17 protein-coding genes and 1 tRNA gene are annotated in these 20,717 nt (G+C 60.7%); 5 read left to right on the top strand and 13 right to left on the bottom strand.

Features of this window, described 5'->3' with window-relative positions:
• Nucleotides 1–192: 192 nt before the first annotated feature.
• Complete coding sequence (locus tag AB4074_RS02650; RefSeq protein ID WP_441411954.1) at nt 193–1,017, top strand: IclR family transcriptional regulator; 825 nt, start codon at nt 193–195, stop codon at nt 1,015–1,017.
• Nucleotides 1,018–1,032: 15 nt separating this feature from the next.
• Here AB4074_RS02650 and AB4074_RS02645 read toward each other — a convergent pair whose 3' ends face one another.
• From AB4074_RS02645 to AB4074_RS02620, 6 genes are all read right to left on the bottom strand, one after another.
• Nucleotides 1,033–1,962, bottom strand: coding sequence for an alpha/beta hydrolase (locus AB4074_RS02645; protein ID WP_441411953.1), 930 nt, complete (start codon nt 1,960–1,962; stop codon nt 1,033–1,035).
• Nucleotides 1,963–2,053: 91 nt separating this feature from the next.
• On the bottom strand, nt 2,054–3,565 hold the full coding sequence (locus AB4074_RS02640) for a flavin-containing monooxygenase (RefSeq protein ID WP_441411952.1): 1,512 nt from the start codon (nt 3,563–3,565) through the stop codon (nt 2,054–2,056).
• A complete protein-coding gene (locus AB4074_RS02635; protein ID WP_441411951.1) occupies nt 3,562–4,566 on the bottom strand; it encodes an NAD-dependent epimerase/dehydratase family protein in 1,005 nt (334 codons plus the stop codon). Before AB4074_RS02635 ends, AB4074_RS02640 begins: the two co-directional genes overlap by 4 nt.
• Nucleotides 4,567–4,595: 29 nt before the next feature.
• Nucleotides 4,596–5,915, bottom strand: coding sequence for an MFS transporter (locus AB4074_RS02630; protein WP_441411950.1), 1,320 nt, complete (start codon nt 5,913–5,915; stop codon nt 4,596–4,598).
• Nucleotides 5,916–6,240: 325 nt separating this feature from the next.
• The gene (locus AB4074_RS02625; RefSeq protein WP_441411949.1) at nt 6,241–6,858 is read right to left on the bottom strand and encodes a TetR/AcrR family transcriptional regulator; all 618 of its coding nucleotides are present in this window, start codon (nt 6,856–6,858) and stop codon (nt 6,241–6,243) included.
• Nucleotides 6,859–7,053: 195 nt separating this feature from the next.
• Nucleotides 7,054–7,881, bottom strand: coding sequence for an IclR family transcriptional regulator (locus AB4074_RS02620; protein WP_441412139.1), 828 nt, complete (start codon nt 7,879–7,881; stop codon nt 7,054–7,056).
• Between the two features lie 389 nt (nt 7,882–8,270).
• Here AB4074_RS02620 and AB4074_RS02615 point away from each other — a divergent pair, with 389 nt between their 5' ends.
• Nucleotides 8,271–9,974, top strand: a complete 1,704-nt coding sequence (locus AB4074_RS02615; protein ID WP_441411948.1) for a thiamine pyrophosphate-binding protein — start codon at nt 8,271–8,273, stop codon at nt 9,972–9,974.
• A gap of 1,034 nt (nt 9,975–11,008) precedes the next feature.
• Here AB4074_RS02615 and AB4074_RS02610 read toward each other — a convergent pair.
• From AB4074_RS02610 to galU, 5 genes are all read right to left on the bottom strand, one after another.
• A tRNA-Ala gene (locus tag AB4074_RS02610) sits at nt 11,009–11,081 on the bottom strand.
• A 31-nt stretch (nt 11,082–11,112) separates the two neighbouring features.
• Complete coding sequence (locus AB4074_RS02605; protein WP_441411947.1) at nt 11,113–11,910, bottom strand: SDR family oxidoreductase; 798 nt, start codon at nt 11,908–11,910, stop codon at nt 11,113–11,115.
• A 6-nt stretch (nt 11,911–11,916) separates the two neighbouring features.
• Entirely contained in the window at nt 11,917–12,642 is a 726-nt protein-coding gene (locus AB4074_RS02600) for a hypothetical protein (RefSeq protein WP_441411946.1), read from the bottom strand.
• A gap of 309 nt (nt 12,643–12,951) precedes the next feature.
• Complete coding sequence (locus AB4074_RS02595) at nt 12,952–13,572, bottom strand: GNAT family N-acetyltransferase (RefSeq protein ID WP_441411945.1); 621 nt, start codon at nt 13,570–13,572, stop codon at nt 12,952–12,954.
• A gap of 6 nt (nt 13,573–13,578) precedes the next feature.
• Nucleotides 13,579–14,484: a UTP--glucose-1-phosphate uridylyltransferase GalU gene (galU, locus tag AB4074_RS02590; RefSeq protein WP_441411944.1), complete on the bottom strand. Its 906-nt coding sequence runs from the start codon at nt 14,482–14,484 to the stop codon at nt 13,579–13,581.
• A 117-nt stretch (nt 14,485–14,601) separates the two neighbouring features.
• Here galU and AB4074_RS02585 point away from each other — a divergent pair, with 117 nt between their 5' ends.
• The 3 genes from AB4074_RS02585 to cpaB all read left to right on the top strand — a co-directional run bounded on the left by AB4074_RS02585 (nt 14,602) and on the right by cpaB (nt 16,545).
• Nucleotides 14,602–15,207, top strand: a complete 606-nt coding sequence (locus AB4074_RS02585; RefSeq protein ID WP_441411943.1) for a 5-formyltetrahydrofolate cyclo-ligase — start codon at nt 14,602–14,604, stop codon at nt 15,205–15,207.
• 155 nt (nt 15,208–15,362) lie between these two features.
• On the top strand, nt 15,363–15,626 hold the full coding sequence (locus AB4074_RS02580) for an FmdB family zinc ribbon protein (RefSeq protein WP_437771001.1): 264 nt from the start codon (nt 15,363–15,365) through the stop codon (nt 15,624–15,626).
• Nucleotides 15,627–15,726: 100 nt separating this feature from the next.
• Nucleotides 15,727–16,545 (top strand): Flp pilus assembly protein CpaB, encoded by an 819-nt coding sequence (cpaB, locus tag AB4074_RS02575; RefSeq protein ID WP_441411942.1) that lies wholly within the window; start codon nt 15,727–15,729, stop codon nt 16,543–16,545.
• A 5-nt stretch (nt 16,546–16,550) separates the two neighbouring features.
• On the opposite strand, the gene AB4074_RS02570 is transcribed toward cpaB, so the two are convergent.
• On the bottom strand, nt 16,551–16,796 hold the full coding sequence (locus AB4074_RS02570; protein WP_441411941.1) for a hypothetical protein: 246 nt from the start codon (nt 16,794–16,796) through the stop codon (nt 16,551–16,553).
• Between the two features lie 9 nt (nt 16,797–16,805).
• The gene (locus tag AB4074_RS02565; RefSeq protein WP_441411940.1) at nt 16,806–20,702 is read right to left on the bottom strand and encodes an AAA family ATPase; all 3,897 of its coding nucleotides are present in this window, start codon (nt 20,700–20,702) and stop codon (nt 16,806–16,808) included.
• Nucleotides 20,703–20,717: the final 15 nt, after the last annotated feature.

Genomic DNA, 20,717 nt, shown 5'->3' with positions numbered 1-20,717 from the left:
ACCGACTCTTGTTCCCAGGGCCAGGAGACCAGTTCACGCCGCATAGAAGCGTCTTTCAATGTCTTTCTTCGTAGCAGAAATTACGCAGGACCGGGAGGTTGGCGCAGAACTAAACGGCCACGCTGGGTGGCAAGTACGGCCCGAAACAAGAGAGTCTTTCCCATCCTGCAACTTGGGGGTATTGTTTCCGCTGTGAAGAAAGCAACCATTGAACACAAGCGCCCTCCGTACCCGATTGATTCGGTGGATAACGCGTTGCGGATCCTCAGTATTCTTCGCGACGAGGGGGCCGTTCGCATCACCGATGTTGCGTCGAAACTCGACGTTGCGTACTCCACGGCCCATCGCTTGATGTCGATGCTCATGTACCGGGGGTTTGCCCTGCAGGATGATTCCCGGCGCTACGTGGCCGGGCCTGCGCTAGGAGCTCCGGTCATCGGGTCATCCTGGACACAAACCCTGCGGGAACTGACCCGGCCCTCGCTTGAACTTCTTTGTTCCCGCCTTGAGGAGACGGTAAACCTCACAGTCCGGGTCGGCATCCACGCTAGGGTTCTGATGACTGTCGAAGCGACTTCTGTACTCCGTATCGGTGACAGAGCCGGCTCAGTCTTGCCGGCGCACACGACTGCCGGAGGTCGGGCGTTGCTGGCACATATTCCTCCGGAGCAACTCGAGCGGCTGTATCGTGGCAAGGGTGCTGAGCTCGCGGGAAGCTATCTCCCGGACAAGGAGTTCGAAGAACTTCTTGCCGAACTTGAGCGGACCCGGAAACGCGGATACGCCATTTGCCGCGAGGAAGCCCAAATAGGTGTCGCCGCACTGGCAGTCCCTCTTTCCACCCCTCCCGGCAGGTCGATGGCCACGTTCTCGGTTTCCGTGCCAGTGGCGCGGTTGGAATCGCTTTATGCTCCCGACAAGCTGGACCTCATCTTCCACACCCAGGATGAAATCGTCAGTATTCTGAGGTCCGAGGCCGGCGGCGAGAACGGCCGGTCAGAAATAGGCGGTCGGTAGGATGTGGAGGTTTCACTAAGGGGTTAGCTTAGTACGAATGAAGCTACCGGCCGCTTGTAGCGCCGCTTGCCCTTCCGGCAGTCGCGCGGCAAACGCCTGGAACACATGCACCATTTCAGGCCAGCATTGAAGCTCAACACTGACATCTGCAGCCCCGGCATGGGCCGCGAGCCGGATGGAGTCGTCGAACAGAATCTCCCGTGATCCGACTTGAATAAGCAAGGGCGGAAGTCCAGCCAAGCTGGCATGCAGGGCGTTGGCTCCTGAGTGCCTGGGTGATCTGCCGCGCAGGTAATCCACGGCCGCGCGACGGAGGCCGTTCAAGGTAAGGGAAGGATCCACGTCGGCCCGGGTGCGCAAAGACTCGCCGGTCAGTTCCAGATCAATCCAGGGCGAGAACACGACGCACGCGGCTGGCATGGGCAAACCTTGCGCCTTGGCAGCAAGGAGTAGGCTGATGGCCAGTCCCCCGCCCGCCGACGCACCCGTAAAGACAATACTCTCCGGCTTTGTGCCGTCCTCGATAAGCTCGGCATACACATTTAACGCATCCTGCACTCCTGCCGGGAACGGATGTTCGGGAGCGAGACGGTAGTCGACTGAAACAACCCTGGCGCCGGCCGCAACGCCGACCTGAGAGGACAGCGACAAGGATTCTGTAGCGCTTCCGGCGACATACGCGCCCCCATGGAAGAAAAGGACGGTCGTGGGGAGGTCTGGTGCATGCGAAGTCTCAATCACCTCGACGCCTCCAACCGTTCGACGGCTTAGGGTGATGCCAGCATCGATTTTGTTCCTCGCGGCCAAATCAGCGAAACGGCTCCGAAGTTCGTGGATGTCATCGCTAAAGTCCGGGACGGACTGTGCCAGCATCTCGACGACGGAATTCAATTCAGCGGAGGGCATCTCTGCCACCTCACTTTCCAGTGCAATCTTCTCGAACACACAGCAAGACCGGCGGGCATGGGGGATCGGAAGCAAAACAGGTGTCCCATCAGACCCCGGTATACGCAGAAGGGGCGCAGCCCGGGCTCGTCTAGTCGCCGACAAGCGTCAAGAATCGCTCGGAGGCTTTCGAAAAAGTGAAGTCATCCAGTACGACGTCTTCAAGTTCTGTCTCGAAGTCCGAGAGGCTTCCGGGCCACTTCGTTACCACCCGACCGGTCCCGCCCAGCCTGTACCAGCTATGGCATCCCCCGGCTATGTAAACACTTCTCTCCATCATCTTTTCGAGGCCGGAGTTGAATGTTGCTTGCGCCTGGGCTGTCACCTCAATGACGGGGCTTTGCTGACGGACCGCCTCCTCCAGGCATTTGGTGATGTACCTCGTCTGAGCCTCGATAACGCCGATGAGCGATCCAGAAGCTTGGGTATTCGGACCGGTAACAAGAAACAAGTTGGGGAATCCCTTGACCATCGTTCCCTTGTAAGCTTCGGGGCCCTCCTGCCATTCCTCCGTCAGTGGCCACCCGCCGGCCCCTACGATCTCAACATGGCTAAGCATTTCTGTTGCACGGAAGCCTGTAGCAAGTACGACAATGTCAGCGTCGAACTTCTCGCCGGTTTCCGAGACAACACCTGAGGCAGTGAGCCGTTCTATCCCCGAGTCGATGACAGTAGTTTTCGGATCGGCAAGGGCTGGGTAGAAACTGTTGGACACGACCGGACGGCGACAGCCGAAGCGAGAGTCGGGGGTGAGTATTTCCCGCAGCTGTGGATCACTGACAGCAGATTCCATGTGCTCTCGCCAGACAGTTTCGGCTGTCTGCAGAAACTCCTCGTCCATGACAGCCTGGGCGTGCGTGGAGTGGTTCCAGTAGTCGTATTGTTCTTTTCGAAGCTCCTTAAGGATTTCTGGATGGTTTCGGAAATGCTCCTTAGCCATCTCGTCGTAGAATTCCTCGGGCTTCGGCATCACATGGGGGGCCGTCCGGATGACCGCCAAGACGGAGTCTGCCTGTTCAACTGCATGTGGGACTACTTGGATGGCGCTGGCCCCCGCACCGATCACTGCGACACGTTTTCCTGTCATGTCAATCTCTGGCAGCCATTCCGCAGTGTGGACAATCTGGCCTTGGTAGTCGCCCAGACCCGGCAGATCCGGAATCAAGGGCTGGTTGAGCGTTCCGAGGGCGGAGATAAAGTATCGGCATTCAATGACCCGTCCCCGGGAGGTCTCCAGACGCCAAACCACTTTTTCGCTAATCCACTGCGCTCTAACCAGGGCTTCCTCGAAGCGGATGCGCTCCCGGAGTCCCAGCTCATCGATAACGCGATTCGTGTACTCGAGGATCTCCCGTTGGCTGGCGTAGTTGCATGACCATTCGGAGTTTTGCGCGAATGAGAAGCTGTAGAGATGGGCTGGAACGTCGCATGCTGCATTCGGGTAGGTGTTGTCCCGCCAGACGCCCCCGGCTTCGGGGGCCTTTTCCAGAAGAACGAAATCCGTTCGGCCGCTCTCCAGCAGGTCGTGGGCGGCCGCGATACCGCCGAATCCCACTCCGGCTATGACTGTTTCGAAGAATTCAGTCTCTGCTGCTGGATTCATTTGTTTTCTCCTAGGGTTTCAAGATTTCCGTTCGCGGCCGCTTGAAGTTCCGCGACGAAGGCACGGAATCCGGCGGAGCGAGTTCGTGGGGGGATGGGCACAAGGTCCCGAAGCATTGCTGTGAGCTCTGTCGGTTGGCTTTGCCGGGGAGGAATCACCGAGTAATCAAGGCCGCGCCCCACTTGGACGTTGGCTTCAGGGAAGATTTCCGCAAGTGTTTCAACCAGTTGCTCGACTGTAGTTGTCTCGGCAGATCCAACGTTGTAGGCCATGAAGAGTTCATTCATGGGGCTGTCGCCAGCGGCCGCCGCTACTGCCTCTGCAACGTCTTGGACGTAGACAAGTTCGGTCTGGGAAATGATGTTATCTGGAACTGTGACGTCGTCTCCACGCATTGCACGCAGGACCTGCGCCTCAATGGCAGCACTGCCGACGCCGCCACCGAGGTTAGGGCCGTAGCCGTAGATCACCGTCGGCCGAAGAGCAATCGTGGGAAGCTGCTGATCTGCTGCGAACGCGCTCAGCATATGCTCGAGGGCCAGCTTCGAGGCGGTGTAGTACGAAGTGAACCTGGTCTTGAGGGGTGATTCTTCGGTAATCGCCTGCTTCTGATCATCCGCATAGACGCTCCAGCTACTAACGACCACCAACCGGCCGGCACCGGACTCCTTGGCAAGGCATGCCAACCGCAGCGACGCCGCCACGTTGATCTCGAGTGTTTCCAGAATGTCTTCTTGTGCGCGGGCTGCAATCAAAGCGGCTGTGTGGACAACGGAGTCCAGACGCCCCAGGCCGCGGATTGCTCGTTCGGTTGCCGCGATGTCCGTAAGGTCAACTTCAAGGAGAGTGAGTCGGGTGTCATCCTTGATGACGTCCGATAGGTAGCCGCTGTTGAGTTGGCGGTCCAGCAGGGTAACCCGCCAACCGTTCTCGAGCAGCTTGCATGCGGTGTAGGCTCCGACCATGCCTGCGCCGGTGATCAGGGCATGACGTTCGTTCATTGTTTTCCTTTTTCTTAAAAAGCGCATCGCTACCGTCGGAGTTCGTTCTTGCCCAGTTCAGGCATAGCCAGGGCAGCCACCAAAGTGATCAGAGCGACACCCACAACGTAGTACGCCGCGGAGATGGGTGAACCCGTTGCTTCGATCAACAATGTCGATATGAATCCGCCAAAACCACCGAACACGGTGACCGCGATCGCGGTTGCGATGGAAACGAGAACCCCGCGTCGCCTAAGGGCGAAAAGCTCGGTAACGGTTGCCGTACCCACGCCAGCGATTGCTGCAGTCGGGAGAGCGAACAGGCCTTGTGCCACAATCACGGCCAGCAACGACCGGCCATTGACGATCAGCAGGAACAGCGGCACGGACAGTACGACATAAGCAATTGCACTGCCGAGAATGAACGGCCGACGGCCAAAGCGATCAGAAAGGTGCCCAGCGAGAGGAAACAACACAACAGCCAGGAAGCACCCGATGCAGGTGGCCCACAATGCCTCTTGCTGGTTGATCCCGGCGAACTTGCTAGTGAATGTCGGCATGTAGTTGATGGTCACGAACGAAGTGACTGCCCAGAGCGCGGTGATGCCGATGGTGAGGAAAAATCCTTTGACGGAGCTCAGCTGAATTTGGTCGTTACTCTGACTCGGAGCGCCCGAGTCCTGGGATGATTCAGTCTGATCGGAATCGCTGAAGACGGGGGTCTCTTCCACTCGGCGACGCAGGTACAAGACCACCGCGGCGAGGAAGGCCCCAAAGATGAAGGGGATGCGCCATCCCCACGCCTGCATTTGTGCCGGTCCAAGGATCGAAGTGAGCACTGCGACAACGATTACGCCCGTCAGCAGACCGCCGTAGGTCGCGACCTGATGGAAGCTACCGAAAAGCCCGCGTCGTTTGGGGGCTGCCCACTCCACAAGGAAGACGGCAGAGCTGCCAAATTCGCCTCCCGCCGAGAAGCCTTGGAAGAGTCGGCCAAGAACCATTATGGCCGGCGCCAGTAGGCCGATTTGTGCATATGTTGGTGCGATTCCCACCAGCAATGAGCCCGCTGCCATCAGAAGCATCGATAGCAACATGACGAACTTGCGACCCTTACTGTCCACCAAGGGACCGAGGATAAAGGCCCCGACAGGACGCGCCACAAACCCAACGCCAAAGACAGCAAAGGTCGACAACAGGGCCGCGCCAGGATCGCTGCTTGGGAAGAAGTTGGCGCTGATGGCAACGGCTAGGAAGCCGTAGACGGTGAAGTCGTACCACTCCATGACGTTTCCAAGTGTCGCCAGCGTTGCTGCACGCGTCCGCGCCTTCTTGGCTATGTGTGACTGGGTCTGCAAAGCACTCGACATTGAGGCTCCTAAAATTCTTTGAGGTAGAAGGGACCCGGAGGGCCCGGTGGATTCAGTGTAGGGTCGCCCACCATTACTGTCGGATCTTTTCTTCATTACGGAAAACTACTGAAGCGCTAGCCCAGAAGGACCCATTGGCGTTGCCCTGGCACACACTGTCCGCCGCCGCGCCGGTTTTGCGTCTTATCAGCGACGGTCACCGCGGAACGACCGAGTATCCTACGAGTTACGAGTCCACATGACTCATGAGACTTCTGCTTTGCAGAAAGAGTTGCGCTGCAGCGAGATATTGAGGGATGCCAGCGAACGCCCAATGAAGTCACGCCTAGACAGTCAACGCCGAAGACCTGGAGGCATCAGCCAAGAGGGATTCGGCAACGGTAGTCGTCAGGCGGACCACGAATGCCTTGCGCCGCGAGGATCTGGCATGACGGTCACTAACGAGGAGCGCATCCACCTGCGGAAGGACATGCCATCCGCCACAGAGAGTGAACACAGTGAGAAGAAGGTCTGCGGCGTCCGTCCTGGAAATCCCTGGAAGAACTTTCAGCGCCTCATCAACCTTCGAACCCCACATGCCTGCTCTGGCGGCCCGGTCCGCAACCCGATCACCACGTTCCAGACCCTCCCAGAAGAGAAGGCGCGACGCAGCGCCTTCCTCGGCGCGATAATCAAAAAGCCTTCCAGCAAATTCACCCATAGCCGTAGGCCCGCACCCGACGATGGGGACATCGTCCACGACACTGCCCAGTTCGGCAGCCAGCACGGCGTCGAACAGACCTTCCTTGTTTCCAAAGTATTGATAGATGCGTTCCTTGTTGATGCCGGCACCGGACGCGATGTTGTCAACTCTTGCCCCCGCCAGCCCTTTCTGACCGAATTCAACGGCCGCGGCCGCCAGCAAGAGTGCTTTAGTGCGTTCAATATCCCAAGCCATGTCCATTTTCCAAGCCGTGCGCAGGGAAGCCGGAGGGACGGATCGAATCTCTAGGACGGCTTCCAGGGATCTGGTTACAAGCAGACTCCCAGTTTGCGCTCGCGAACAGAACCCATTTCTTGCTGGCAGAAACGACGCCGCCTTCATGGATCCCTTCCCTACCGGCGAGGTCGACGACCGACCTTGGGGGCACGGTTCTCCCTAGAGAACGCAGGCAAGAGCAGCACCTAGATCATGCTGGGCCCGGAAAATTTTGTCCAGATTGACTTGTTTTTTATAGAGAGACTCGAGCCGCGAAACAGGTGTTGACACAGTGATGGTCGTGAGAGGGCGGCCAGTCGCGGAAGTAACAGGCACCGCGGCTGACGCAACGCCAATCTGGGTCTCACCCCAGCAGAGGGCATATCCACGCTGACGGGTGGCCTTGAGCTCCCTGATTAACTGTCGGTAGACGCCATCGGGGAGCGCCAACCCGAGCCTATCTGCATTCTTACTCCTGTAGAGCCGCTGAGAGAGTTCCAATGGTTCTGCGGCAAGCAGCGCTCGGCCCGCCGAAGTGGCGTGAGCTGGCAGCACCGCTCCCGTCCGATCCCCAATTCGTCCCAAACTCCTCGCTTCCACCGTCATAAGCACGCGCGCGTGCATACCGACACGGCTGGTGAGATTCACGGTCTCACCGAGTTCGTCGCACAGCTGTTCCAGCAGAGGTCTGGAAGCATCGACCATCTTCTTGGTATCGCCACTGGCGATAATCGGCGCGCTTAATGCGGGTCCCGCAAGATAACGACGACTGTCGTCTTGGATTGCGAATCCCTGATAGACGAGCATCGCCATTAGACGATGAGCGCTAGAAGGCGAAATCTGCAGCTGCCTTGCTACTTCCGTCACTCTCGTCGATCCCCCGTCACGCAGCATGTGGATTGCCCTAAGGGCGTGGTCTACCGCGTCAATCGCGTAGATCGGCCGGGAATGTTGGGTCGCAGAGTGATGACTCACGTGCAGAAACGGTACAGCGTCGGTACGAGACATTCCAGTGACCAGAATACTTTTGCTCACGTGACGCAAGTCATGGATCCTCTTCTTATCGGCACTTGACCGAAGCGTTTGTACAAGAATGCTGGCATGCCGCAGGGCACTAGAGTCGATGGACTCTACAACTAGGCCACCGCACCGTTGCCAGGCGGAATTCGCTTGCGTCAAGCGGGGTTGACCACCTAGACAACCTCGAAGCGTGCAACGCAAACGAACACCTCCGCCACGAGGACCTTCCCCACGGTAGCCTCACCGACCCGGCCAGCCCATCCCGACCGGATGGAGTTCTGGAACCGATACCACGGTCTTGGCAACGCGCCGTCCTGGCGCCCTCAGCGTGCAAGTTCTCTGTTCTCGCGCGCAGGCAACCTACAAAGGAACGAAATATGGATTCAATTAACGGCGCGGAACTTCTGGTCCGCACCCTCGTGCGCCTCGGAGTCAAGGATGCGTTCAACATCGTCGGGTTGGGATTGTTCCCCTTGGCGGAAGCTTTCTACGCTCACAAGGACAAGGTGCGCTACATCTCGGCGCTCAACGAGACCAACCTTGGGCTTATCGCCGAGGGGTACGCCCGTGCCAACCGGTCAGCGGCATTCGTTAACGTATACCATGCGTCCGGGACAGGCCTAGGCATGATGGCGTTGACTACGGCTTGGGCAGAGAGCGTGCCATTGGTCTTCACCACGACGACCTCGAGCCGCAAGCTGGCAGGGCGCGATCAATATGCGGCGGTCCCACGCGCTGTGACTGAAATGAGCGAGCAGTTCGTCAAATGGAGCTGTGAGATTCCGTCCGCCGACCGCATCCCCGAGATCGTTGAGCGGGCATTCCAAATCGCAAATACACCACCGTTTGGGCCGGTTCATCTGGCTTTCCCCATGGATGTTTGGCTCGAAACAACGACTGACACCTCATCCGGGGTAAGGCCAACAGATCTGCTCGCAGACTTCACGGCAGCACCAGCAACGATCACCCGGCTGGCACGCCTCCTCCGAGAGAGCGCCAACCCGGTACTGGTTGCAGGCAGTGAACTCGCCCGCTACGGCGCCGTCGACGCAGCGGTGCTCCTCGCCGAAACTCTTGGAGCCACCGTACTCAGCGAAGACAAGATCGCTGACCTCGGCTTCCCGACCGTGCATCCCCAGTTCGGCGGAAAGCTGACCGCAAATCCTGACGCGATCGCCGGTGCCGACCTGGTGCTCCTCCTGGGCGTGGAACTGACGGAATCCGGCCTCACCGCCCCCATTGACTTTCGAAATGCAATGACGATAGTCCTGAGCCCGGACCCGCTCCTGCTAACACGCCAGATCCGCCCCGACATCGCGGTGCTCGGCATGCCCGCCTCGACACTTTACGCGGTGCGTCAACAGCTCGTGGCAGACCCGATCCCGGAACTCGTTCGCAAGAGGCGTCTGTCCGCAGCACAGGCAATCCATGAGGCTCGGGAGGTCCGAATCGCAGAGATCCGGGCTATCCGCTTCGATGATGATCAGCTGGCGATCGGTCGGATCGTTACCGAGATTGAAAAGGCCATGCCACAGGGCACGATCATCGTTAACCACTGCGCATCTGGCGAACCCTTCGTCGAAGAGCTCATGCCGCGTGCCGACACCGACACATTCTTCGGCATCTCCAGTAAGGCAAGTGCCCAGGGTTGGGGTGGGCCCGCAGCAATCGGCATTCAACTGGCACGCCCCGACCAACGTGTTGTAGCTCTCCTCGGAGACGGAGGCTTCATGTTCTCGTCAACGGCAATCTACGCGGCAGCCCAGCTACAGGCGCCCGTAATCTTCGTGATCCTCAACAATGGCGGCTGGCGCGACATCGGAGCCTTGGCGCGTGTGGCGAAGAGCCCGCTGTCCGAAGCGGAGTCACACTTCGGATGGACCTTCGACAACCCAGCTATAGATCACGCTGCCTTCGCGGCGAGTCTTGGGGTCGCAAGCCGATGCGTCGAAACACCATGGCAGCTCCGCTCCGCTTTGGAAGAAGCCTTCGCTTCTCCGACTACAATGCTCATCGAGGTCATGAACTCCCCCGAGGACGCCGACGAGTTCTCCCGCGCATTCACCCAGTCCCTAAAATAGCAACGGGCCGCACTGAGTTTTGTTGTAAGGCAGCGCGCTACCGCTCCTAGTCGATCTGCAGCTGGTCGAGTTCGATCCGATTGCTCTTGTAGGCGCAAGGACTCAGCCGTCGTTAGCGGCATAGATCGCGCCGGCATCCATCGGCGGCCGTAGCCTCGCACCCGCTCGAGTATCGCCCGTCACCATGCCTGGCGCCATGCCCGTCGCTGGACGGTATGACCGCGGGGACGTCCTGACTCACGGTGACGGTGAACGACCAATAATCGTGCTGGGTGACCAGTACGTCTCCTGCACGGCTTTGGGGTGCCTTCGACGCTAGGCAACGGCTGCCGCAAGGTCGGCCTTGAGCGCATCGCCGCCATCGGCGTCTACCTCTAGAGGCGTCTCGGACTTCTGAAACCAGGCCATTGATCTTCACCTCTATCAATCGCAGGACTGTCTCAGCTGGAATACCTGAACATCGATTCCACACCGGTCGCCTACAACTCTGGCACTGACTGGTCCCCCGTTGGCCATGTCAGGTACGCGGCACAGCGGCCGGCGAACTTCTCGATGACTCCGGCACAGCTGGCCAGTGACTGGGTCATTCCCGATACGGCTCCGCGCAACGCAATCCTAGACTCCCTCGGTAAGCCTCACGGGGCCCCGCTGGCTTACTCGGAAGCCGCTGGTGTGTAGGCACTTACCCTGCCTGCAGAAGTGACGTCCCTGGAAGGGTTCAAGTATGCACAGGGAATTAACCAGCTCAGCATCTCCAACACTGTCGTTACGGACCTCGGACCGCTGAAGGAAGCCGTGAAACCTTCACTGCCCCCCTATGACGAACGCCCGTCGAAACTCTTGCACAAGGCCCGGTGATCCGTCGGCACCAGTGCAGAACCCACCCGCGTGGTGGCTCCGCCTCGTCGCTAGAATGACCGACATGACACACAAGACATACATTGCGATGGGGACTTCTGAGTCGGTTTCCGGCCCAAAGTGTTACGAAAGTGTTTATTCCAAGGGGCCAACGGCCCCAAAACCCTTGCAAACTGTGGAGCTAAGGAGATTCGAACTCCTGACCTCTTCGATGCGAACGAAGCGCTCTACCAACTGAGCTATAGCCCCTAGTCAACCGTGCGTTGCCAGTGTCCCTAGGCTACAAACTATCTTCGCGCTTTGCCAACCAAGACTCGAACGTGTCTGTTCCCGTCCGCTGGCTTGGCACCAAATTCAGTCCGCTCCGAAGATATTTGCCCATCGCTCCTGGCAACGGCACCTCCATGATCCGCCCATGTCCGGTAGTTTTTCGCCAGATCTCAGCGAGTTCACGCATGGTCCGGATGTCCGGTCCGCCGATGGTTCGTGTCCGGTGCCGCTCTGTTGAGGGCTCCCCCACGGCTTCGGCAAGCAACTCGAACGCCACATCCGCTGGCGAAATCGTTTGAAAGCGTGCGCCTTTGAAGACCGGGATGAGGCGGACTTTCGCCCCGGCCTGGAAAACCGCCGTCACGAGGCTGTGGAACTGGGTGGCCCGCACAACAACCGTCTCAAGCGCCGAATTGGCGTAGACCCGTTCTTTGTCTGCTTTGGAGACGTAAAACGCCGCGTTGCTTTGGTCGCAGTTAATGATGGAGAGGAGAACCGCTTTACGGACACCGGCACCGGCGGCCGCGGCGAGCAGGTGCGCGCCGCCGTCGGCGAAATTCTTGCGGGCCTTCCCGAACTGCCCTTCCAAGCAGTCGATCACGACGTCGGCCCCGTGCAGGGCTTCCGGCAGCCCGGCGCCTGTGGTGACGTCAGCCTGAAAGTAGCGGGCGCCGTCGTGATGGACCGATGACGTGCCCGACGGCGGGCGGCGGCTCAGCACCGTCACGCCTAGTCCGGAGTCGAGCGCCAAACGGACGACTTCACGCCCCACCTGTCCGGTGCCACCTGCGACGCAGACAGTAGTCAAGGGAGGCTATGCCCGGCGGCGCTGCAAAACGTCGTCGAGGTTGCTGAGCGCGCTCTGAGGCTTGCCGTGCTGCGCCTGGACCGACGGGGCCGCGGACGGCGCGCTGGCCGGCTTCAACGTCGGCTTACCGAGGGGCTTGGGAGCTTCAGGCAAGTCGAGGGGTTCTGGTGCCGGCCGGGGTGCCTTGGCTGCGTCGACGTATGTTGGTTTGGGAACGTCCACCGGCTGCCATTCGGATTCCTTGGATTCCGCCGTAAACCGGACTGTGTTGTCGCCGGCGGCGACGGCAACGTTGAGGGCCGCCTGACGAAGTTCGACGGCGGTCAGGCGGGTCGCTTCTCGGGCATGGGCTTCGGCGTCGAAGATCTTGGTAGCCGGGCGGTCGGAGGCCGGACGACCGACGCGGGGACTCTCAACCGTGGGACCCATTGCATTGCGGAATGCCCTGTTCATCTTCGCCCTGCGGTCCCTGATGGCCAGCCGGCGAAGCAGGAAGACGGTACCGACCACGCCGACGATGGATACCAATGGCACCCAGCCCGAAACGAGGCCAAGAATGCGCAGCACGCCGGAAACGGCTGCCGTGAGTAACAGGAGGAGCCCGGCGAGAGCAAGGGCGCAGCGCCCGTATCTGACTTTGAAGACCGCCGCGTCCGATGCAGCATCACGCCGTTCGCCGGCGCCAGCCGGTACCTCGGGCAATGCGGTTGCGGTGCTCTGCATGGTTTCCATTGCTTTCTCCTGCCGAGGGGTGATTGACAGAACCACCCCGGCTTGCAGTTCATGAGCGTCTTCGTCGATCACATCTGCTGGGATGTCACCGGCCACTTGGACGTGGTTGTGACGATTCCGCAGTATGTATGGCGCAACCCAAACAATCCACAGCGCGACAGCAATGACCAATATCACCGAGCTGCTGAGAGGGAAGTCCACAATCAAAACCGTAGAAGCAAATACGCGGAGGCTACCGCATTGCCCACGGTGTGTCGCCGGAGAGTCGGCAAATCAATGGATTTACCGACTCTCATACACCCCAGCGGACTAGTTGGCCCCGCGTCTCAGCCAAGCAGCCAGCAAACCCCCAGGGACCTCCTCCGAGGTCAATGCAAAGCTTCGATGGTCAGCCCATTCGCCGTTGATGTGAAGGAAACGCTCACGGCGGCCTTCGTCACGGAATCCCAGCTTCTCAACGACCCGCAGGCTCGGCCCGTTCTCGGGCCGGATATTGATCTCCATCCGGTGAAGGCCAAGGGCCTCAAAGCAATGGTCGGTCGCCATGGCAACCGCAGTGGGCACTATTCCGCGACCGGCCCGGGCCTGGTCGACCCAATAGCCAAGAGTGGCAGTCATCGCCGATCCCCACATAATCGAGGAGACCGTCAGCTGCCCGACGATCCTGTGCTCCGGGAACCCGGGAGTCCGCTCCGTGATCACAAACGGAAGGGCACTGGCTTGCCGAGCTTGCGCGTTAAGGGAAGCCACCATCTGCCGGTAGTTCGGCAGGCGACCGCCAGGGGCCGGGTTGGAGGCTTCCCAAGGCGCCAGCCACTCACTATTGCGTGAGCGGACCTCGGCCCACTCCTTCTTGTCCCGGAAATGAATGGGACGCAGGATGAGGTCGCCGCTCTCCAGCGTCACCGGCCAAATGGCCGACCCCCACACGGGCAGCTACTTGCTGAGGCCGGCGGTAAAGCCCGGCAGCCACTCACGCAAGCCAGGCCCGAGGTCTTCACTGTCGCACGCAAGCTGGACGCAAGCTTTGAGGTAGCTGAGCTTGTCCCCGGTATCGTACCGACGGCCGCGGAAGACGACTCCGTAGACGCCGCTACCTTCGCCGTCGCCCGCAGCGAGCACTTGAAGCGCATCCGTCAGCTGGATCTCTCCCCCACGGCCCGGTTCGGTTTTCTCGAGAACGTCGAAAACCGAGGGGTGAAGCACGTAGCGGCCGATCACGGCCAAGTTGGACGGAGCTTCATCGACAGCAGGCTTTTCCACAAGTTGCTTGATGCGGACGTAGCCGTCCTCGCCGATGTCTTCGATGTCCGCGCAACCGTAGGCGCTGATCTGGGAGGGCTCCACTTCGATGAGGGCCACAACGGAGCCACCGGTTTTGTGCTGGACCTCGATCATGTCGCTCAGGAGTGTGTCCCGGGCGTCGATAAGGTCGTCACCGAGAAGAACGGCAAAAGGTTCGTACCCGACGTGCTGCTTTGCACGCAACACCGCGTGTCCCAGCCCCTTGGGGTCACCCTGACGGACGTAGTGAATGTCGCCGAGGTTACTGGTAGCCTGCACCGAGTCCAGCTTGGTGGTATCACCCTTGGCCTCGAGGGTCGCTTCCAAAGCCGGTACCCGGTCGAAGTGGTCCTCCAACGCACGTTTGTTGCGGCCTGTGATCATGAGGATGTCGTTGAGTCCCACGCTCACGGCTTCTTCGACGACATATTGGATGGCCGGCTTGTCGACTACCGGGAGCATCTCTTTGGGCATGGCTTTTGTAGCAGGCAGGAACCTGGTGCCGAGTCCGGCAACGGGGATAACGGCCTTGCGGACGGTGCAGTTGTTGGAAGTCACCGGACTAATCTAACGGAAGGAGCTGGACATTGGGCAAAAGGAACCTGTGCGGATAGAAGGGACTCCACTGTTTCTTCCCCGTCCTCAAGCCGCAAAGCAGCGTGAACTGGAGCAAAAATGACTTTGAAAGACGATATCCGCCGGGACTACCGCAAGCGCCGGCTGACATTGACCAGGCAACAGCGCGCTGACGCTGGAACGGGGATTGCCCTCGGTGGCCTCTCATGGGCGGATTCCGTTGCCCGGGGGAAACCGTCGACTTTTGCGGCCTATGTCGGAGTGGCCGCCGAGCCGCCGACAATGCCCTTGCTTGCGGCGCTCCACGCCGCCGGCCACAGGATCCTTCTTCCCGTCTGTGAACCGGAACGGCTTCTGAGCTGGGTCTATTGGACACCGGATACGGCCTTTGTCCGCTCAAAGTACGCGCCGATTGACGAGCCGGTGGGCGAACGATTCGACAGCGACGTCATCAGGGATGCCACTGGAATCTTCCTCCCGGCCACCGCCGTCGATGAAGACGGAAACCGTATCGGCCAAGGGGGCGGCTACTACGATCGGCTCCTCGACAAGCTCGACGCCGACGGGCAGCGTCCGCCGACTGTCGCCGTCGTATATGACCACGAAGTGCTGGCCGCGGGGACAATCCCGGCCGAACCGTTCGACAAGCCCGTGGCGGAGGCACTTACCCCCTACCGGATCGTCCGGCTGGTTCCGGCCGATTGATCGGGGCTTCCGACCTGTCTTCTCCGCCACATTTTGTGGTAGCGGCCCCGACTCCGGATGATAGAATTGGCACTCAGGCCCTGGGACTGCTAATGGACGGAACAATCCGCCTTGGCGGCACAGGACCTGTAGTTCGTCCCGGAGGAGGATCACCAGTGCCCACATATGCCTATGCCTGCAAAGACTGCGGACATGCCTTTGACATCGTTCAGTCGTTCACGGACAGCTCCCTGTCCGACTGCCCTGAATGCCAAGGGTCGTTGCGTAAGAAGTTCAACAGCGTGGGCGTCGTCTTCAAGGGATCGGGCTTCTACCGCACCGACTCCCGGGACTCCAAGGGAAGCACTGTTTCGGCCGCTCCCGCCGCACCAGCTGCGCCTCCGGCTCCAGCGTCGGTTCCGGCGGCTGCCGCGAGCTGATTGCGGTTTCCAGCGGCTCCCGGTTTTCCACATAGCTCAACGTTCCACATAGCTCAATAAAGCCCTGCCGCGGGCCTGCGTGCCCGGTTAGCGTGGCACCATGCCCGCAATCCCGAACGTACCCCCGGACCCCATGTCCGCCGGATCATTGTCGCTTCCGCGCGATAGACTCCTCGCACCGATCAACAAGGCCCGCACCGGCCGTCTTCAGGCTCTTCCCTTCAGGGCTGGCGGGCGCCGGGGCGCTACCGCGGGACCATCCAAACACCGCAGCTTCGGTAGCTGGTTAAACCGCAACCGCCGCCTCGTCGTGGCCCTCCTGCTATGCGTGGCCGCCGGGATCGCAGTCCATCAGCTGACTCCCGCTTCGGAGCGACGAGCCACGGTCCTGGCGGCCGCACGGGATCTTCCCGCCGGGTCCACTTTGACGGATACCGACCTCAAACCCCTCGATGTCCTTCCTGATGGAATTCCAGCCGGGGCACTCACCCCGAGAACCGGATACGGCGGAAAGCAGCTTGCCTCGCCGCTGCAGAAGGGGCAGATCCCCACGGACGCCCAACTCCTGGGGCCGGGCCTGCTGACCGGGACCGCACCCGCGACGGCGGCCGTTCCACTTCGCATGGCCGATCCCGCTTCAATTCAGCTCATCTCGCCCGGCCAGTTGGTCAACGTTGTGCTCACCGCAGCAGATGGATTTGAAGAGCCCGGCAAGAAATCCGAACTCTTGGCGTCGGCGGTCCCGGTTTTGTGGACATCCGCGCAAGGAGGCAAAGCGAACCAATGGTTGGGCACGAACGAGGCGGACGGCCTTGTGGTTGTCGCCGCCAATCCGCAACAGGCCGAAATCCTCGCCGGAGCTTCCACTCGCGGGAAACTGTTCTTTGTCCTCGTCAATCCCTCTGACAACCGGCCATGAAATATTCAGCCCCAGTGCGGGGGCCTTTGTTCCTTCAGCCAGGCGTCGTGGTCGTAGCCAGGCTCATCACCCCAGCGGCGCGGATCGTCCTCGGAGGCTTTCTTGGGCAGAATGCTTTCTCCCGCATGCTTCCGCTCGGGCGCGGGCTTCACTTTTGTTTTCTCCTGCTCGTCCAACTCGATATCAGCGCCTGCCGCATCGGCACTGGCGTCCGCAGGGTGCTTGGATTGAGTGCTTTTGCTTTCCGCCATTGCGCTTCCTTAGGGGATCGCCGGTCCCGAGCCAGGGCCTTCCGTACTACCAGGTCCGGCCGCGGCCGACTCCGCCTGACTGTTCAGTTCCAATTGTTCAACATCAATGTCCAGGAATCCATCCTGGACTGCACCGTACGAGGGTGCTACCGGCTTCTCCAGTCCCAAGTAGGACCCGATGCGGTCAGCGCAGGACGAAGGATCAGTGAATACTTCAATGGTCCACAAGGACATGTAACGCCAGCCAAGTCGTTCCAGCAATTGGGGCCGCAGCCGGCTGCGCTCCCTGACGCTCATGCGGCGGTATCGTTCCGTGCCATCCGATTCAATGGCCACCGGGGTGGGCATTTCGGTGTCATCACGGCCTATGGTGTGCACGGGGTCGGCTGCCGCGGCAATGTCCAAGGCTCCGTCATAGTGGTGCCACACCCGGGCTCCACGGGCACGGAGACGCTCGCCCAGATCCGCCACCAACGGATCCTCACCGAGCGCTTGCTCGCTGGCAGCAGCCCTGGTGGCAGGTGTCCCCAGTTCCGAATTCCCGGACAGTTCACGGTCAAGGAGTTCATGGAAATCAACGGCGCCGTGAGCCAGCCGGTCCAGATCGAGGTCCTCCGGACGGAAGCAGCTCAGGACGTGCATCGATCTCCGGGAACGGGTCATTGCCAAGGCAAATTTGTTTCGCCCGCCTTCGACGGACAGGGGCCCGAAACTGTGCAGCGCCCGGCCGTGCGGAGTGCGCCCGAAGCCCAAGGAGAAGATGATGTGGTCGCGGACCAGTCCCTGTGCGCGCTCCAAATCCACCACGCGGAAAGACTCCGCACCGGCGTTGAAGAAACCCGACAAAAGCGGATAGTTAGGAAGCTGGAGCCTGATGGCTTCGCCGATCCTTGCCGCATGGCGAAGGCTTGCGGTGACCACGGCGAGCGAGGTCCGCGGCCGAAGGCTGGCATGTTGAAACACCAGGTCAACAACGCGGTTCACTTCGGCGGCGACCGATTCAACACCTTCGTGATCCGCCCCCGGCAAGCCGGTGCCATCCGGGATGTATTCAACTACTACCGAGCGGTCCAGCCCCGTCACGGATTGCCCGTCCGGCAGCCGACGCAGACCGCCGTTGTAGTAGTTCTTGCTCAACTGGAGTACCAGATCTTCGTCAACCGCCCGATACACCCAGTTCAACTGCCACGTGGGCAGGACCCGGGCCAAAGCACTGAATGCACTGTCCACTGTGTCCTGGCTTGCGGCACCGGCCATGGGTGGCTCCACCGCAACGCTGAAAGTGCGGGCATTGGCGATCTTCGCGTCGCCAAAGGCAACCACTTGCTGGGCTCGGGCGATGGCCGGCAGCACGGCCTGCAAGGATGTGCTCTCGGCGTCGAGAATCACCACCGCATCGAATTTCTGCTCTGCGGGCAAGAGGCTGGTCAGCAGGTACGGACTGATGGACCACACGGGAACCAAGCGGGAGACAAGGGCAGGCGCCTGGGCGCTGAGCGCCGAGAGGGTAACGCGGCCATCCTTGATCAGGTTCCGGAGGAGTTCCGATTGGCGGGGATGTTCAGCAATTCCAGCCCGCCACATTTCGGCGAGTTTCCACCGGAGACGGGCAGCTCCGCTGGCGATGTGCGCGTGGTCAGCCAGCCGGTACTCCGCTTCGAGGCGGCGGAGGGAATCGCCGTCGGACATCGCGAGATAGTCGTCACCGCTGATCATCGCTTCCAGGGCAGACTGCCACCAGGCGAGGTCAAGTTCCGCGGCAACGGATTCGGCAGGCACTTCGCGTTCAGCCAGGTCAGCAAGAAGCTCGGCGAGTCCGTGCTCGCGCATATTCTCGACCAAAAGCGTGCGCTCCGGGAGCGTCTCAAGGGTTCCCGTGTCCGCCACAAGGCGCTCAAGACGGTCCATGAGATCTTCGTAACGGGTCGCGTGGAGGTCGCCCCCACCGGCCGTGTGTTTGAGGCAATCGCCCAGACGGCGCAGATCCCGGTCCAGTTCACGGTAGCTGGCGCCGAGGTCCGCAAGTCCGGACGGCACTGCCGGATGGCGCTGGCTGGTCGCGTACTGGGCCCACAGTGCCCGCTGTTCCTGAACGAGCGCCAAGGAGCTGTGCAGATCCGCAATGTGGACACCGGGGCGGACATATTCCTTCGCCACGCGACGCAAGCGGGAGCGCTGCATCGAGGGCATCTCGACTCCCCGCTCTCGGCGCCAAGCGGAGGTAGCCGTAGCCGAAATCAGATCGTGGACTGGCCGGTCAAAAATATCAGGGGTGAATTTGTCCAGGCTTTCCCGCACCGCCATCAGGAGCTCAAGCTGCGCGCCCCATTCGGCGAAGTTCGCCCCAAGCCGGATTTCGGAGTGCTCCGCAACCTGGTTCATCCGATCCCGCAGCCGGGGAAGTTGTTCGGCGGCACTACTGGCCAGTTGCTGGGCTTCCTCGGTCTCCTTGCGCGTGACCAGCCGCGCGCCGTACCAGGGGCTAGACGTCGATGCACGGCTGAAGCTGCCAAGCTCGGCAGCGCGTCGCAATCGTTCAGCCAGCTCAGCCCGGTCTTTGATATTGTCCAGCACGCTGCGCTTCAAGCGCACCGTCGTGGCGGGGGCCGGGTGGATGGAGGTCAATTCCGCGAGGGACTGCATTGCCTGGTAGGGAGAGCATCCCCAGCGCTGGCGCACGTTGTGCAAAGACGCGACATGGTCCATGAGCGCATGGCGGTGCTCGGTCAGGGTCTTGTGGAGATTCGCAAGTTGCGGTTCCAGCGACTTTTCGTTGCGGATGATCGCGCTGACCAGCTGGCCTTTGAGCTGCTGGGGCGTGGCACCGTTGCCCGGCCTGAACAGCATCGATTCAAGGCCCAGGGCTTCAAAATGAGCCGCCAGGCCGTTGAGGCTCGCCCGCCGGTCACCCACCACAAGCACCGATTTCCCCTCGTTGACGAGGGCACCGATCGCGTTGATGGCCGTCTGTGTCTGGCCACTGCCTGGCGGGGTGCTCACTACCAGCGAATCCCCTGCCCGGACGGCATCCACGACGTATTGCTGATCCGAGTCCGCATCCAGGAGGAGCGATTCTTCGGCGGGGTCGCGCTCGTCGAGGTTCGGGAACCGTCCGGATTTGATGGGTTCGGGTTGCACTTCGCCGCCGTTGGCGGCTTCAAACAGGGAGGCAACGACGCTGCTGTTCTCGTTGATCCAGGGGTCGTCCAAGTTCCCGGACAGATCCGCCAACGTCGTGATGAGGAGATTCGGGGTTACTTCCGCACCGTGGATCGGTTGTACCAGTGTGGCAAGACGGTCGAGGACCGGCAGGGGGTCAAGGCGCGCGGTGTTGTAGGCCATGCGGCTCACGGCGTTGACGTCAAAGACGATTCCATGGACGTTCTTCAAGTGCCGGACCAACGCCGGGTTGATGCCCGCTTGTTCGGTCAGTTGCAGCTCGTAGTCATCTTCGCCCGGCCGCGCCGTGAGTGAGATTGCGGCCAACATGACAGGGGCGGAGACTCGCTGGGGCTTTCCGCCGACAGCCGAGGTCCACACGACCGTGCCGCAGGACAGATAACCGGCGTCGATCCCCCGGTCGTTTCCCAATTCGAAGATCTTCGAGCGAAGGTTCCTGGCGGCACGCGCGGCAACAAGATACTGCTGGCGATCGCGGATCAGGGTGGAAAGCCGGGTCCGACGCCCGGCGAGGAGCTGTGCCAGGCCTGAAGGGTGGCCGTTGCTGAGGTCTATCGACCCTTCCGGCGTCTTGACGAAGCGCAGCATGGTGTCCGCGCCAGTCACGGGCTTGAGCCCTGACAGCCATTTCCGGAGCTCTACAGAACTCTCTTCGTGGCTTTGACCTACTGACACCGCTGCCTTCTTTTCTGTTATAGCTCGAGACGACTTGGACCAAATCGGCATACTTTCGAGGGTAGC

Source organism: Arthrobacter sp. 2MCAF14 (genome assembly GCF_052115645.1).
Classification (GTDB): Bacteria; Actinomycetota; Actinomycetes; order Actinomycetales; family Micrococcaceae; genus Arthrobacter.
Note: the sequence above shows the minus strand (reverse complement) of the source record. Positions and strands in the feature narration are given on the sequence as shown.